The 16,040-nt window shown below is 40.7% G+C and carries 15 protein-coding genes; 11 read left to right on the top strand and 4 right to left on the bottom strand.

Annotation, left to right across the window (positions count from 1 at the left end; genetic code table 11):
* Positions 1 to 36 precede the first annotated feature (36 nt).
* Together B6A27_RS18645 and B6A27_RS09615 are read right to left on the bottom strand one after the other, a co-directional pair.
* Positions 37 to 186 carry a hypothetical protein gene (locus tag B6A27_RS18645; RefSeq protein ID WP_156450534.1) on the bottom strand — a complete coding sequence of 50 codons (150 nt, stop codon included), beginning with the start codon at positions 184 to 186 and terminating at the stop codon, positions 37 to 39.
* A 216-nt stretch (positions 187 to 402) separates the two neighbouring features.
* Positions 403 to 843, bottom strand: a complete 441-nt coding sequence (locus B6A27_RS09615) for an Rrf2 family transcriptional regulator (protein WP_080861983.1) — start codon at positions 841 to 843, stop codon at positions 403 to 405.
* Between the two features lie 185 nt (positions 844 to 1,028).
* On the opposite strand from B6A27_RS09615, the gene hmpA reads away from it, so the two are divergent.
* The 9 genes from hmpA (at position 1,029) to B6A27_RS09660 (ending at position 10,088) form a co-directional block, all read left to right on the top strand.
* Positions 1,029 to 2,267 (top strand): NO-inducible flavohemoprotein, encoded by a 1,239-nt coding sequence (hmpA, locus tag B6A27_RS09620; RefSeq protein WP_080861985.1) that lies wholly within the window; start codon positions 1,029 to 1,031, stop codon positions 2,265 to 2,267.
* Positions 2,268 to 2,344: 77 nt separating this feature from the next.
* Complete coding sequence (gene msrA / locus B6A27_RS09625) at positions 2,345 to 3,295, top strand: peptide-methionine (S)-S-oxide reductase MsrA (protein ID WP_080861988.1); 951 nt, start codon at positions 2,345 to 2,347, stop codon at positions 3,293 to 3,295.
* Positions 3,296 to 3,362: 67 nt separating this feature from the next.
* Positions 3,363 to 4,265: a formyltetrahydrofolate deformylase gene (gene purU, locus B6A27_RS09630; protein WP_066149301.1), complete on the top strand. Its 903-nt coding sequence runs from the start codon at positions 3,363 to 3,365 to the stop codon at positions 4,263 to 4,265.
* Positions 4,266 to 4,427: 162 nt separating this feature from the next.
* A complete protein-coding gene (locus tag B6A27_RS09635) occupies positions 4,428 to 4,802 on the top strand; it encodes a replication termination protein (RefSeq protein WP_044742130.1) in 375 nt (124 codons plus the stop codon).
* Between the two features lie 138 nt (positions 4,803 to 4,940).
* Positions 4,941 to 5,819 (top strand): ATP-binding protein, encoded by an 879-nt coding sequence (locus tag B6A27_RS09640; RefSeq protein WP_080861990.1) that lies wholly within the window; start codon positions 4,941 to 4,943, stop codon positions 5,817 to 5,819.
* Between the two features lie 10 nt (positions 5,820 to 5,829).
* Positions 5,830 to 7,752: a vWA domain-containing protein gene (locus B6A27_RS09645; protein WP_080861993.1), complete on the top strand. Its 1,923-nt coding sequence runs from the start codon at positions 5,830 to 5,832 to the stop codon at positions 7,750 to 7,752.
* Positions 7,753 to 7,781: 29 nt separating this feature from the next.
* Positions 7,782 to 9,029 carry a DHH family phosphoesterase gene (locus B6A27_RS09650; protein ID WP_080861995.1) on the top strand — a complete coding sequence of 416 codons (1,248 nt, stop codon included), beginning with the start codon at positions 7,782 to 7,784 and terminating at the stop codon, positions 9,027 to 9,029.
* A gap of 160 nt (positions 9,030 to 9,189) precedes the next feature.
* Positions 9,190 to 9,795 carry a DUF3298 and DUF4163 domain-containing protein gene (locus B6A27_RS09655; RefSeq protein WP_080861996.1) on the top strand — a complete coding sequence of 202 codons (606 nt, stop codon included), beginning with the start codon at positions 9,190 to 9,192 and terminating at the stop codon, positions 9,793 to 9,795.
* Positions 9,796 to 9,884: 89 nt separating this feature from the next.
* A complete protein-coding gene (locus B6A27_RS09660) occupies positions 9,885 to 10,088 on the top strand; it encodes a hypothetical protein (RefSeq protein ID WP_369815554.1) in 204 nt (67 codons plus the stop codon).
* Between the two features lie 554 nt (positions 10,089 to 10,642).
* Here the strand turns inward: B6A27_RS09660 and B6A27_RS09665 are convergent.
* Positions 10,643 to 12,778: an alpha-amylase family glycosyl hydrolase gene (locus B6A27_RS09665; protein WP_080861997.1), complete on the bottom strand. Its 2,136-nt coding sequence runs from the start codon at positions 12,776 to 12,778 to the stop codon at positions 10,643 to 10,645.
* 865 nt (positions 12,779 to 13,643) lie between these two features.
* Positions 13,644 to 14,678: a DUF3231 family protein gene (locus tag B6A27_RS09675; RefSeq protein ID WP_080861998.1), complete on the bottom strand. Its 1,035-nt coding sequence runs from the start codon at positions 14,676 to 14,678 to the stop codon at positions 13,644 to 13,646.
* A gap of 579 nt (positions 14,679 to 15,257) precedes the next feature.
* Here B6A27_RS09675 and B6A27_RS09680 point away from each other — a divergent pair.
* The gene (locus B6A27_RS09680; protein ID WP_161491016.1) at positions 15,258 to 15,548 is read left to right on the top strand and encodes a transposase; all 291 of its coding nucleotides are present in this window, start codon (positions 15,258 to 15,260) and stop codon (positions 15,546 to 15,548) included.
* Positions 15,549 to 15,559: 11 nt separating this feature from the next.
* A partial coding sequence (locus B6A27_RS09685; RefSeq protein ID WP_236631832.1) for an IS3 family transposase occupies positions 15,560 to 16,040 on the top strand: 481 nt, incomplete at its 3' end.

Consider the following 16,040-nt stretch of genomic DNA (forward strand, 5'->3'; position numbering starts at 1 on the left):
CCTCATGTGACAAATATCAAAACATGAAATAAAGAGCTACTGTCCATGATCAGAGGAGTGCATGCCGCCTCCTGTCGAATCTGTTGATTGGTTTTGTTTCTGCTGCTTTTCTTGATCGCCGCTGCAGCTTGTAAGCATCGTTGCTGCAAGCAGTGTGATTAGCCATAGAGTCCCTTTTTTGTTCATCGTTCTCCTCCTTTTTTTCGATCCTCTATTTTATGTATGAGGCACGTATTTTTCATAGTATGTCGTAAATGCAACAAAAATATCAAAAGCCGTCTGTGCATAAGGACAGAACGGCTTACATGAATCGAGAGGAAAAATGAATTCAATGGAAGCGAAACTGGTTTTTGGTGCGGAAACATGCGAGAAGAGATGAAAGGCTAAGCTTTATGATTTGCATTACGGAAGCCGATGAAATATTTGATGGAGCTGTTGCTTATTGGCAAGGAGATCGGCTAATGTATAAGAATCCAGTACATGCAAAAACGCTTCTAATGCTTCGTGAAGAACGTGCTTTAGTTGGCAAGCAGGAGTAATGACGCAATGATTGCCATGAGCCGCAAAACACTCGACGAGTGATAAATTATCCTCCGTTTGGCGAACAACCGCACCTAGCCGAATCTCCTCCGGTTTTTTGGCAAGGCGAATGCCTCCATTGCGCCCGCGAATGGTTTCAATCCATCCATGCTTTCCTAATTCGTATACAATTTTGCTTAAATGATGTTCAGAGATCGCGTAGGCTTTGGAAATTTCTTTAATATTCGTTTTATCCCCGGGTTCAAGTGTTCCCAAAAACAGCAGAACGCGCAGGGCATATTCCGTATAGTTGGTTAATTGCATAAGATTTCACACACCTTTAAATACTTTTCGTATTGTCATTTTACCATACTTGCTTTCTTTTTTTGAACGAAAGAAGAATATGAACATTTTGTTAAAGATGTATTTGAAATATTGCTTTTATCTAAAATCCTATGGTTCAATAAAGATGTATATAAAATACATGTTTTTGCGGAGGGGAAAGAACGATGAATCAAACAGCTTCCTTACTAGATGAAAAAACAATCCGTATCATTCAATCAACCGTTCCAGTGTTGGAGAAATACGGAGAGCAAATTACGAAACGATTTTATCAGTTGATGTTCTCCAATCATCCAGAGCTATTAAACATCTTTAACCATGCTCATCAACAGCAAGGGCGTCAGCAAAAAGCGCTCGCTGCTTCTGTTTATGCGGCAGCCAAGCATATCGATCGCTTAGAAGCCATCTTGCCAGTTGTCAAGCAAATTGGCCATAAACATCGCAGCTTAGGAGTAAAAAAAGAGCATTATCCGATTGTTGGGAAACATTTATTGCTGGCAATTAAAGATGTGTTAGGAGATGCTGCGACGGATGAGATCATCGAGGCGTGGAAAGAGGCTTATAGAGTGATCGCCAATGTTTTCATTCAAGTGGAAGAGCAACTGTATGATGAAGCGGCGATGAAAGCAGGGGGATGGAAGGATTTTCGAAGATTCGTCGTACAAAAGAAAGTCAAAGAAAGTTCAGTGATTACCTCTTTCTATCTTGCACCGGAAGACGGCGGGGGCATTAGCGATTTTTTGCCGGGACAATATGTGAGCGTGAAAGTCCATATTCCTGGAGAAGAGTATACACATATTCGCCAATACAGTTTGTCTGACGCCCCAGGAACAGGATATTACCGCATTAGTGTCAAGAGGGAAGCAGGAACGGATGCTCAGCCGGCTGGCATTGTGTCTCATTATTTGCATGATTTGGTGAAGGAAGGCGACGTGCTTGAGCTGAGCGCGCCAGCTGGCGATTTTACCCTTGATTTGACAAAAGAAACACCGGTTGTATTGATCAGCGGAGGTGTCGGCATGACCCCGCTATTGAGCATGGCGAATACATTAGTAGCGAAACAGCCACAGCGATGTGTAACGTTCATTCATGCTGCTGTCAATGGCCGTGTTCACGCGTTTGATGCTCACCTTGCACGCCTAGCGAAGGAGCATCCATCGTTTTCATATGGAATTTGCTATCAAACGCCTGAAAATCATGATCGCGAAAATCCTTACTTTGTGAAGGAAGGATTCGTTGATTTGACACTGATCCAATCCATGGTTCCAGATTCTCATGCCGACTTTTATGTATGCGGACCCGTCCCATTTATGAAAACCGTCTATCATGCACTGAAACAATGGGGCATAGCAGATGATAGGATTCACTACGAATTTTTCGGTCCAGCCGGCGATTTAACAAAATAGCGTGACGTTTAAGGCAGCTTCTTTGTTTAAGGAAGCTGCCTATTTTGGTATGATAAAAATAAAGGAGGATGGTCCACATGGAATATGAGCTTGCTACATTTGCTGGCGGCTGCTTTTGGTGCATGGTGTCTCCGTTTGAGGAGCAGCCGGGGATTATGAAGGTCGTATCTGGATACACAGGCGGTCATAAAGAAAATCCTACATATGAAGAAGTGTGTACGCATACGACAGGGCATTACGAAGCTGTCCAAATTACATTTGATCCTGCTATTTTCCCTTATCAAAAACTGCTGGATATTTATTGGCAGCAAATCGACCCAACGGATGCTGGCGGGCAATTTCACGATCGAGGGGAATCCTACCGTACGGCCATTTTTTATCATAATGAGCAACAGCGTCAATTAGCCGAGCAATCCAAACGGGAGCTGGAAGCGAGCGGCCGGTTTTCGAAACCGATTGTGACGCAAATTTTGCCTGCTTCTATATTTTATCCGGCGGAAGATTACCATCAAAACTATCATAAAAAAAATCCGCTTCGTTATAAGCTTTATCGGATCGGTTCCGGCCGAGATGCGTTTTTGAAAAAGCATTGGCGTGATGAAAAAAGAGAGGAAATGCTAAGAAAAAAACTGACGCCGCTTCAGTTCGAGGTGACACAGCGCAACGCGACAGAGCCTCCGTTTGATAATCCTTACTGGAATAACCAACGCGAAGGGATTTACGTCGATATCGTATCGGGAGAGCCGTTATTTAGCACGCTTGACCAATTTGATTCAGGTTGCGGGTGGCCAAGTTTTACGCAACCGCTTCGTCCGGAAAATATCCAAACGGAGCTAGATGTAAGCCACGGCATGATTCGGACCGAAGTGCGCAGCCGCGGAGCCGATTCGCATTTGGGGCATGTGTTTAATGACGGGCCGGCGCCAACTGGACTGCGCTATTGCATCAACTCAGCAGCGCTGCGGTTTATTCCAAAAGAGGATTTGGAAAAAGAGGGCTATGGCGAATATGTATCGTTATTTCAGTAAAAACAGTTGGCATGCCAACTGTTTTTTTGTATGATGAGAAGAAATGAAAAAAGAGGGGGATTTTTTTATGCATATTTTTCGAGAACGTCGTTTGCAGACATTTCTGCAAAACTATCAAAATCGTGCCCGTTTATTGATTGCTTGCCCAGATCAGCTGGGCATCGTAGCGGCGGTGACGAGCTTTTTATATGAGCAAGGAGCCAATATTGTCGAATCAAGCCAGTATTCGACCGATCCACAGGGAGGCACCTTTTTCTTGCGGATTGAATTTGACTGCCCGGATATGACGGCAAAGAAAGCAGAAATGGAAAAGGAATTTGCAAAAATTGCCGAGACATTTGAAATGAAGTGGCGTTTAAGTTTACATAACGATTTAAAAAAAATGGCCATTTTTGTTTCAAAAGAAGAGCATTGTTTGCTCGAGCTGTTATGGGAATGGGAGGCAGGAGAACTGCTGGCCGATATCGCTTTTGTGATAAGCAACCATGAACATATGCGCGAGAGCGTGGAAGCTCTCGGGATTCCTTACTATTACATACCCGTGACGAAGGAAGGAAAAAACGAAGCGGAAAGAAAGCAAATCGCGTTATTGAAGGAACATAAGGTAGATACGATTGTCCTTGCCCGTTATATGCAAATTTTATCACCAGCCTTTGTAGCGGAATTCCCGTTTCAAATTATTAACATCCATCATTCATTTTTACCGGCCTTTATTGGCGCCAGACCATATGAACAAGCTTACAGAAGAGGAGTGAAACTGATCGGAGCCACTTCTCATTATGTGACAGATGACCTAGATGAAGGGCCGATTATTGAACAAGATGTGGCGAGAGTGGATCATCGCTATCATCCAGACGATTTAAAACGGGTTGGACGCATTATTGAAAAAACGGTCCTTGCCAGAGCCTTGAAATGGCATTTAGAAGACAGAGTCATCATCCATGAAAATAAAACCATTGTATTTTCTTGATATTGACCAATAATGGAACGTCCCCATGATCGAGGCGTTCCGTTTTATTTTATGTTAAAATAAACTATGTTCTAAATAAAAACATAAGAAAAAAGCAGGATTTCTGTAAACAAAATGGAATGAATATAAATACAACCCTGAAAAGCGAAAGGAGGAAGGCAAATGCGGGAAAAGCGGACGTCAAGCGGGTTTTTGCTGAAGCAGCGAGCCTTTTTAAAGCTGTACTTAATTACATTAACTGAGCAGGAACGCCTTTATGGCCTCAAAATATTAGATGTTCTGCGCCAAGAATTTAAACCGTATGGATATAAGCCGAACCACTCCGAAGTATATAAAGCGCTTCATGATTTAATTGAGGACGGAATTTTGAAGCAAATGAAACAAAAAAAAGAAGGAATGAAGTATCAAGAGGTAGTGTATTACCGTTTTGCTGATGGAGGATATGAGAAAGCAAAGCTATACAAGCGGCAATTAAAAGCCGAATTAGACCGCTGTGAGGCATTGATTCGCAAAGCCATTCAAGATAATTTTAGTTGAGAGGAGGACTTGTTCTCCTCCATATCACTAATTGTTTACATAATGTGTTTATGTGATACTTACAGTTTCTTTGCATCTAGGCTTAGCATTTAGTAGAATGATATCGTATGTATTTATAAAGAAAGGGCGACGGACACCATGAACGTTCTATCATTGCCTCCCATGATTGAGCAAATGATTCGAGAGCGAAACGAGCAGTTTGCTCGTGAGAAAGATGCGTATCTCATTGGAAAAGGCGGCTATACAGCCGAAAATGAAACGATTGTGTATGATGCGATCATTGCTTTGGCACTCGGGAAAAACGTGTTGCTAAAAGGTCCCACAGGGGCTGGAAAAACAAAACTTGCCGAGACGCTGTCCCACTTATTCAGCCAGCCGATGCATAGTGTGAATTGTTCGGTGGACTTGGATGCAGAAGCGCTTCTTGGTTTTAAGACGATTAATGAACATGATGGAAAAACAGCGATCGAGTTTATTCCTGGTCCAGTGATCCAAGCGATGAAAAAGGGGCATTTATTGTATATTGATGAAATTAATATGGCTAAACCAGAAACGCTCCCTATTTTAAATGGCGTGCTTGATTACCGAAAAATGATTACGAACCCGTTTACTGGAGAGGTAGTAAAGGCAGAAAAAACATTTGGCGTCATTGCGGCGATCAATGAAGGATATGTGGGAACGGTTCCGCTTAATGAAGCGTTGAAAAACCGTTTTGTTGTCATCGATGTTCCATATGTTCAAGGTGGTGCATTGAAAAATGTGTTACAGACACAGAGCCTTTTGAAAGACGAGGCTTTAATCCATCGTTTTGTTACTCTATCGTCTGATTTAATCGCTCAAGTAAGAAATGGACAAATTTCCGAAGAAGCCGCTTCGATCCGCGCTTTAATCGATGCGTGTGATTTAGCGGTCTATTTGCCGCCGCTCAGAGCCATTGAACGGGCCATTATCGATAAGCTTGAGGACGAGCGTGAAAAGGCGGCTGTAAGAAACATCGCAGAAACTCTCTTTGAGTGAGGGTGTAAAAATGAAACGGTTCATTCAATTTAACGATAAAAAAATCGATTCCTTTTTATTCATGCAGCTGTCCGATTTAGCGAAGACGCTGACAAAACAAAGTGAGTGGGAAGTTGAGTTCGGCTTTCAATCATATGTTGACTTCCCAGCTCGAAAGCTGTATGTGAGCTATTTTTGGGATAATCGGCCGGAAACAGAAAAGCTGCATGGCTTAAAAACGGATGTATGCCTTCGCGCCATCGGAACCCTTTATTATACTGATATCGACGCAGTGACAGCCTTTATCCAAAAAGCCAATCGATTATCGATGCCCAGCTTTGCGAAGCAACTATTGATGCTGGCTGAAGACTTGCGGCTAGAGGAGCTTTGCAAAAAAGAGCGACCCGGTACGAAAAAGTGGTTTGATACTCGCCGAGATGTGTATCGCCGCTACTTTCAAAGCCAAGCGCAAGCCAACCTGACAAAGAGCGTCTATACGGATGCTCTTTTTGCAGTGCTGTACTTGCTTTTGACATCTGCATCCCCGCTTGAGGATGTACCGTTCATCCATGAACGCATCGATCCAATGATCCCATGGATTCGGCAGACGATCGGCCATCTGTTTGATGCTTCTTCCACGAAAGACATCGCTCGTCTCGTTTTGTTGCTCACGGAAGCACTAGAGGATGTGTTGGAACATGATATGTTAAACACGTATTTTTATTTGCCGCAGCGTGCGTATAATCAAGAAGAAGCACATATGACATTGGCAGATCTTAAACGAAGCAGCCGTTTAAACAACTGCGATGTGCTTGATAAGCAAAAAAGCGGGGATGAAAACATTCACGATCAAGAGCTGCCGACGTGGCACCGCGAAACGAGCGATATGACAAAAAGCTTTTTGCAGTTTGAATTGGAACAAGGATCTCGGACCCATTTGTTAGGAAAAGGCGGCCGGCCGGGAGAAGATGGTGACCTGGCGTTAGGAATGGTTCAAGGCTCTGCGCAAAAAAGCAGCCGGAATGAGTACACAAGACCAATCAGCCTTGAGAGGAAGCAGGATGTCCGACAATCCGGCGGCGGTGAAGCTTATGGCAAAGAAAACCGGCATGCGGAAGCGATCTTTCTCACTCCGCATTCTCCTTCTGTCCAAGAACAGGAAGAATATGAGAAAAAGAAGCTTGAGATTATCGCTTATCAAAAAAAGTTGAAAAAAATGATAGAAAAAACATTAGAGCATAAGCAAGCATTGCCACGAACCGATCTGCACTTTGGCCGCTTGCATAAAAAGCTTCTCCGGCTTTGGACAGATGAGCAGCCGCGCCTTTTTTATAAAAAGCGAACCCCTTCTCCGGAACTGGACGCGGTCTTTACCCTTTTAGTCGACTGTTCCGCCTCCATGTACGATAAGATGGAGGAAACGAAGCGGGGAATTATTTTATTTCATGAATCACTAAAATCCGTGCGGGTGTTCCACGAAGTTGTCGGCTTTTGGGAAGATTCCAACGAAGCGATGGAAACGAAGCAACCGAATTATTTCCAAACGATGATCTCCTTTTCCGAATCGTTAAAGAAACAGACAGGACCAGAAATTCTTCAGCTTGAGCCTCAAGAGGATAATCGCGACGGTTTTGCCATCCGGCTTATGACAGAGCAGCTGCTGCGGCGTACGGAGAAACAAAAATTTTTATTAGTGTTTTCAGATGGAGAGCCGGCGGCATATCACTATGAACAAAACGGCATTATCGACACTCATGAAGCAGTGCTTGAGGCACGAAAAAGAGGAATTGAAGTGCTGAATGTATTTTTAGCAAATGGAGAAATTACGGAAGAACAGCAGCGAACGATCCAGAATATTTACGGAAAACATTGCATCATCGTCTCGAATGTTGAACAGCTGCCAGACATTCTGTTCCCTCTATTGAAAAAATTACTGCATAAAAGCTTGGTATAAATAAAGAAGATAAGGGGGATGTTTCGCTGATGATGAAATTATTTACTGACAGCGATTTAGATGGGGTAGGTTGCGGTTTATTAGCTACTCTTGCCTTTGGAAGCGAGGTTGATGTTTCCTACTGTTCGTATCGAAATTTGAACGAACGGGTAAGGAGTTTTCTTGAGAATCGTCAGCATGATTCCGCATTTGTATGGATCACCGATTTAGCTGTCAATCATGAGATAGAAGAAATGCTGGACCACCGATTTAAAACCGGCAAGCATGTACAAATGATTGATCATCACATCACGGCTCTTCATTTTAATCGACATCCATGGGGATGGGTAGTACCTGTAGATGAATGCGGAAAGAAGACATGTGCTACTTCTTTGTTTTATGAATATCTCATCCGGGAACAAAAATTAGAAAGAAAAGAAATATTGGATGAATTCGTTGAACTTGTCCGTCAATATGACACGTGGGAATGGGATGAAAATAACAATGTGCAGGCGAAGCATTTAAATGATTTATTATCTATGCTTGGCATTGATGAGTTTGTTAGGCAAATGCTCGAACGACTACAACAAAAGGAGTCATCGTTTGCGTTTACTGATTTAGAAGCGTTTGTGCTGCAAATCGAAGAAAAGAAAATCCAACGCTATATTCGCCTTAAACAAAAGCAAATCGTTCAAACATGGATTGAAGGTCGTTGTGTCGGGATTGTTTTTGCAGAACAGTATATATCAGAATTAGGAAATGCTTTATCTAAACGACTTCCTCATCTAGATATGATTGCGATGGTCAATCCGGGAACAAAGCATATCGGCTTTCGCACTATCCATGATGAGGTGAACGTCGCAGAATTTGCCCAAAGATTTGGCGGAGGCGGCCATCCAAAAGCTTCAGGCTGTTCAGCCGATGCGGATGCGTTTCTGCGCTTTGCCGCACCTGCTTTTCAGCTTCCTCCGGTTTATCTTGATGCTGAACAAAACCGTTTCAATCAGAAGGAACATGCTGCGGGAATCTTCTTTAAAAATCATCAAGATCAGTGGCTTTTGGCTGCTTTTTGCGATGAGCAGAAAAAATGGAAGGTATGGGGAGCTGCTTTAGTGCCTGCGGTTTCTTTTTCTACGTTTGAAGAAGCGGAACGATGGATGAAACGAAGCTTTGCTGCAGGCATAGCGGATGATGCGTTGGTGATCGATTATTTATGCCAGCAATTATCGTGGTCAAAGGATGAAGTAATGGCCCGCTATACAGAAGCTGTGGAACAATATAAAAACCAACACAACTGAGAGTGAAAAGATCTCAGCAACTTTTTTAACGTGTGGCGCTTTCGCTACACGTTTTTTATTGCGATTGAATATGGTGGAAAACAGGGAAGTAGCACAACACGAAAAGCTTGGAGCGGAAGAGATCGTTTTTTTCAAATAATGGAAAGGGAGGAAACCACATATGGTTGTAGATATACCTGTCCAAATTCGGACTGCACATGTAAAACAAAAGCGAATGGAGTTATATTATCCGATTGTATACGGATTGCCAAATAAAGAGGCAGAGCACAAAATCAATTATGAAATTACGTCGTTAATGAAAAAATTAATGGTTCAGCAAGGATTTTATCAAAATCCGCTAACGGAGATCACAGGAAGCTATGAGTTGAAAACGAACGAAAGAGGCGTGTTAAGCTTAACTATGAGCAACTATGCTTATTCAGGAGGAGCTCATGGAATGACCGTTGTAAAAGGTCTGACCTTTGATACGAAAACAGGCAAGAAATATTCCCTTCATGAGTTATTTTTACCTCAAGCCGATTATGTTAAGACCTTATCAAGTATCGTAGCAAAACAAATTAAAGAGCGGGATATTTTTCTTTTAAATCCGCCTTTTAAGGAGATATCTTCAAATCAAGACTTTTATATCTCAGATAAGGCTCTTGTGCTTTTTTATCAATTGTATGAATTGACCGCCTATGCATATGGAATCCCTTACTTTCCGATTTCTGTGTATGAAATTCAACCGTTCATTAACGAGCAGTCTCCATTAGGAAAAATGCTTTAATGTAAAAATGGTTGATAAAAAGTTAACACAACTGTAACAGTTTATTAGTTTTAATGGACACAGATTTTCTCTATAATAGTAGATAGGAGGTGAGATTATTGAAACAGTATGTATTTGTTTTTTATACAGATCATCCGAAGGGATCGATGTGGGAAGAAACAATTCATGCAGCTGGCATGATGGAAGCGTTTTTAAAAGCAAAAAAACTTTTAGCAGCATACGAAAAAGAAAAACAGGCTTCCGTTCGTGTTCAATATAAAGGTGTGCGCTACCACAGTATCGATATTGCTTAATTCTCTTGGAAGGATTGAATCGCAATGCTTCAAACGCATCCATACATCAACAGCGTAAAAGACATTGACGTGCAGTGGATCCGTGTAGAAATCATCATGGAAAGCCGCTGCACGTTTCATTTTTCTTTTTTGTCTCAATTTAATGAGTTTACTTCATATTTGAGATAATTCTCGTATAACTTCCTATAATTTATATTATGTAAACTAAAATCTAAAAATATAAGAGTAGTTATTCGCTACTTAACTTCCCTTTCTTTATAAGCAACAGCGTGTTTTGTTCTTTTTAGTTTCTGAATTTTACATATTTTACTATCTTGTATATAGACAAATAAGAACGCATTTGCTAATGTTTACATAAATAATCTCGATCTCGATGAGTTACTGATGAAGATGTTTCATGAGTTTTATCCCAATGAAAAAGAGAAACAAAGATAAAAGACCTCCCCTTTAGTTAGCCTAAAGGGGATTTTGATATCCTTACTGCTTATATGTTTGTGAGGATACAAGGAAGCTTCAGCTATTCTTCGGACAAAGGATTGTATTATCTTTCTTAATTAATACTGCCAGTTTACATTTACGGTTCCTGTTGTACTCGTAGGTGTAGTATAAACGTGATTGGAACCGCTTTCCCAAATAACATTGCCACTTCCGTCTTTTTTAATAAACTTAAACTCAATTGTCTTTCCTTCTGGTACGCTGACATCAACATACCATGTAGGATAGGAGTAAATAACTTGGTTAAATAATGGACCAATTGCTTTGCTTGTATTCCAATTGCCAAGTTCATGCACATTACCGACAAGATAAACGTTTTCTCCCCAGTTTGTGTTGGCGTTGTTTACAACAAAACGAACAGATACTTGGTCATTCGTTAATACTTCAAAATTATCATAGGCAGCGCTCACTTGCCCTCCGGATGTTTGGACGGTAATGTTATATTTTCCTGCAGGTATATTCGGTACAGTTACAGTGATTTGATTGTTAGACCAAGACACTACGGATGCGACTGTGTTTCCGAATTTCACGGTACCAACATTTGTTCCGAATCCTTCACCGTCAATGGTTAATTTGTGACCGACCTGCCCCATCATCGGTCCAATATGACCAATAATTGGCACACTTTCTGCTGCACTATATGTCCATACACCAACTTCCCCTGGTCCTAAGTCAAATGCGTTAACTGCTCCATTTGAACCGACTTGAATTGTATTTCCGTCTAAAAGAGCGCCAAGCTGATCCGTATAGGTTCCTGATGGTAATGCTGTAAATAGGCCAGTAATCGAATAGCTTTTGCTTAAACTGCGATTAACAGCGACTAATACAACATCTTTTCCAAACTGTCTCTCATAAATGTATACATCACTATTAATCCATCTCTGTTCTGTATCACCATAAGAGAGCGCCGGATTGCTTCGTCGAAGGGAAGATAGTTTCTGAATTACTTGATAAGCACGGGTATTTTTATTAAATGAAGTCATCATTTTACGGTTATTAGGATCACCGTTTCCAGTCATATATTGTTCCGTACCATAATAAATATTCGGCACACCACGGGATGTCAATAAAACGGCGAGCGCTATATCAACCTTGCGTGGATCTCCCTCGTCAACCATAAACCGATCCATATCATGATTGTCTATGAATGTTACTTGATCGATAACCTCATCGTATGCCGATGCTGTATCTTGAATCATTTGGTTAAATCCATACCAATCATCGCTGTTATTGCGCAATACTTGGCGAAGCTTTTGTCCGAAACGAAAATCAAGTAAACTCATTCCACTTTCATTCGCGAAGAAGTGATTATTGGAATCAACTTCATTTTCCGACAAAAACCATTCCCCAAATGTAAAGACAGGACGATAGTCATAAACCTCATCCATGAACGATTTTTGCCAGCCGAATGGCATGTGCTTAACCGCATCCATGCGGATACCGTCAATCCCCATATCGAGCCACAATTTTATCGCATCTTTTAAATATTTATCAATAAATTGATTTTGATGATTAAAGTCTGCCAAATCAAACAAATTCCGATAAATACCATCCTCTAAGTTTGAAAACGTCGTTCCGCCATTGTGATGGAAATAACTATTGGTATCATTTGTGTAACCACCAATTAACGTACCGTTATCATAAAGACGACCATTTTCCATATAAGAAGGATTAGTTTCTGAAGCAGGAGAAGTATGATTCGGTGCAAAGTCAATGATTACTTTTATTCCTTTAGCATGTGCGGCATCGACTAAGCGTTGGAAATCACTTAGGGTACCGAAGAAGGGGTTCGTCTTTTTAAAGTCACGTGCCCAATAACCGTGGTATGATGTAGAGCCATCGGCATCGTTCATAACAGCAAATACATTTTCCACTGGTTGGGATATCCATATCGCTGTTACACCCATTTCTGTTAAATATCCATCGTTAATTTTGTTAATAATACCTTGCCAATCACCACCGCAATACTTGCGTAAATTCGTACATCCTGAGCTAAATAAGGATCCACTTGGATTATTAGATGTATTTCCATCCACAAAGCGGTCTACCACAATTTGATAAACAATATCCGATGTAAAGTTTACCTTATTAAGATTTCCAGCTGCTTCAACGGTAACTTTCTGTGTATCAGAAACCCAAAAAAATGCACTGAATACAAGTGACATGCTCAAAACCACCGAAAGCCATCTGTTCATGCAATGATCCTCCTTATACTTAATAATAGCTTTTAAAATGGTAGAGTTGCTAAGGATGACCTCACCTCCTAATATATAAAAAACCCCGTCATATCAATAAAGATACGACGGGGTTGTGTTTCCATCTCCAATCAATGAAAACAAGCATTGCCCTCAGATTAAAACACCAACAACGAAGTCATTTTTATAATATTCTGTCTGTTATTTCTTGTCAAGACGGTAAGTGGCAAGGAAGGTAAAAAGGAACAAGAATTATTATTTCGTCTTAAGAAGTTGTTTTCCAACTCCCTTTCCCCGGCTCACATCTCGAACATACGCACTCACCTCTCAGCGATCTGATACCTTACTTTTACACCAGCCTTTAATGTCTTTCTTCGTCTTCAGCGACTACACATAAATTTGCGGCAATAGTCGATTCCCATTTTTCTAATGACGGTACTGTCGTTTCAACGTTGCTTGTCCTGCCGCAATTCCTTGCTTGTAAATTTCCTTAACTTGCAGCAATCCTCTATATTAAAAATCCCTCCTTATTTTCATTTTCGTTAAATTTGTAAGCATTATGTCATTATTTTAATCTTAATTTTTGTTAAGATATCTTTTTCGACATGATATACACTTTGACCATTCATATAACTTCATTCATGTTCTAATTTGTTTATCAAACTTTTTGCTTCTTTAGCATCTCCCTTTAAATACAATTATAGTTCCCTTCTGCCTATTTGAAGGGAACCTCCGCATGGCTAAAAATATAAACGAAGCTAAAAAACATCAACTGCTAATGGTGAACGTCTTGAAAAGTAATCACGCGATGGTTAATTTGGTGACTTTTGCTTTTTTGAAATCACATCACATTCCTCTTCTTTTATTATTGTTCTGTGGCAAGTGCTTCTCTATCCTCCGCCATTGGTGGCTGTTCCACCCATTTGTTTTTAATCATCAAACTAAACGCATCCTTCATATACTGCGCAAGTTCCGCCATGAACCTTGCATAATGAAGGGATAAGTCCGCGCGCTGGCAAGATCCTATCGCTGTTCCATACAGAGACAAGGTAGTAGAACCAAAAAGGGTCTTATGATACATCATCAAGCGATCAGAAAAAGGGGCAACGGTAGAATTTGTAATTTCCGCTTCCTCTGATTTTGGAGTAGAGAGCTGTTCTTGAGATAAGATGGATTCCATGACTTCAACTTGTTTCGTGTAAATTTCTACCCCTCTCCATAAATGTTTGCTGACTTCTTTGGATTGAGCTACTTGAGCGAAAGCCATCGTAAAGGCTTTGCTTAGCTGAATTTTTTTCAAATCCCAATATACATGGCTAATCTCTATACAGCTGAGCGGCCTTTTTCCTCCTAGAAAGCTTCCCATAAAACGTTTACTTTCAATAAACTCCACCTCTTTACGAGGATAGATGTATGGGGGCCTTGATACAAATCCTTTTTGCAATAGTAGATCGATGGACTGATTAAAGAGTTCCATCGATTCATCTTCACATTGAATAAAGTAATCCCTTACATCTTTACGTATCGCTGTGGCGATGGCACCAGCATACAAAGCCATCCCGTTAACCGCCATCAAGTACGTGTAAGTTAAACAAATTTCGTCTGAAAACAGCCTAGGAGCACTCAGATTGATATCGGCCTCATTAAATCCGTGAGGAATCGGGAACTCATCTTGACTTAAATAGTCCTTTACTTTTGTTATGTGGCTCTCTGCTAATTTAAAGGCAAACTCTAGAATAGGACGAATAGATGCATCCTTCACAATATTCAACATGTATTTGTAAACACAAATGGCCATTGTGTCACTTTGATATTGCGACCAAAGGGCAGCAATCTCTGGGGCAGTTAGCCTTATATAATTGGGTGTTTGTTTGCTTACATTGTCAATCTCCTGGTTCATATGTTGTATCCCTCCACCATTCTTTGTTTCGTGTATGTATTATTATGCACAGAAACAGATTTCTCATATGTGGTATTATTCCCGTTGATTTGTAAAATAACATAAATAAAAATCATGTCGTTTATGCATACTACTTTTAATTATGGATTAAGCACGATTTGGCCATTCCTAAATAAATAAGACAGGAAGCTTATTTGCTCCTGTCAAGTTTATTTTTTAAAACATGGATTTTAGTTTATAAAAGAAAATTAACCAATTAGGGATCATATATGATGGGAAAGTTAGATAACAATTCTGCTTTTCGATTCCTCGTTTATTGTATGAATTTGACCCATTTCTTCTCCTCTTATCTATAACTAAATGTAACAATGATTTCGGACTGAAAAGCTTCAACATTTACCTGAAGGTTATCAATTTTTTTAGTGCCTAAATTTTTCATGAAAGTCTCTAGGCTATTGTAATTCATCCAAAACTCCTGATGTGAGTGATAAAGAGGGTATGATGTTAGTCTAAAAAGTGGACATGGAGAACAGGGAGATGATAATAAACTTAATTCCAATAGGTTCGAGGTGTCCAATCATGAAAAAGAGAACATTTGACAAAGAGTACAAGATTCAAGCGGTTGAGTTATGCTTGGAGGGGGACAAGTCCATCGCCCAAGTGGCAAAAGAGTTAGGTTTGGCTTACAACACTCTTCACCGTTGGGTGAAAGAATACAAAGAAAGCAACGGAAAGAGTTTTGTGGGTTCAGGCAACATCAAGCCACAAAATCAAGAAATCATTGAGTTACGCCGTCGTAATCAAGAGTTGGAGGAGGAATTAGCGATCCTAAAAAAGGCGTTAGGCATCTTCACCAGAAACCAGAAGTAATTTACGCATTCATTTTTCAACACCGAAACGAATTTCGCGTGGTGAAGATGTGTCAAGTGCTCGGTGTTTCAAGAAGTGGGTATTACGACTGGCTCAAGCGTCCGAAAAGTAAACAGAAAAAACGAAAAGAACAACTCACTCAACAGATTCGAAATGAGTATCTAAAGTCCCGTAAGATTTACGGAAGCCCGAAAATTACGCAAGAACTAGGCAAACAAGGGATTCGAGTGTCTCAAAAGACGGTCGCTCGCATCATGAGGGAAGAAGGCTTGAGATCCATTACCGTCCGTAAATTCAAAGCCACTACGAACAGTAACCATCCTTACAACGTATATGACAATCTATTGAAACAAAACTTCCAAGCAACGGCTCCGAATGAAGTATGGATGGCAGATATTACGTACATTTCTACCGATGAAGGCTGGTTGTATTTAGCCAGTATCATGGATTTATATACTCGCAAGATGGTAGGATGGTATATCGATACACGAA

This window comes from Anoxybacillus sp. UARK-01, assembly GCF_002075365.1.
Taxonomy (GTDB): domain Bacteria; phylum Bacillota; class Bacilli; order Bacillales; family Anoxybacillaceae; genus Anoxybacteroides; species Anoxybacteroides rupiense.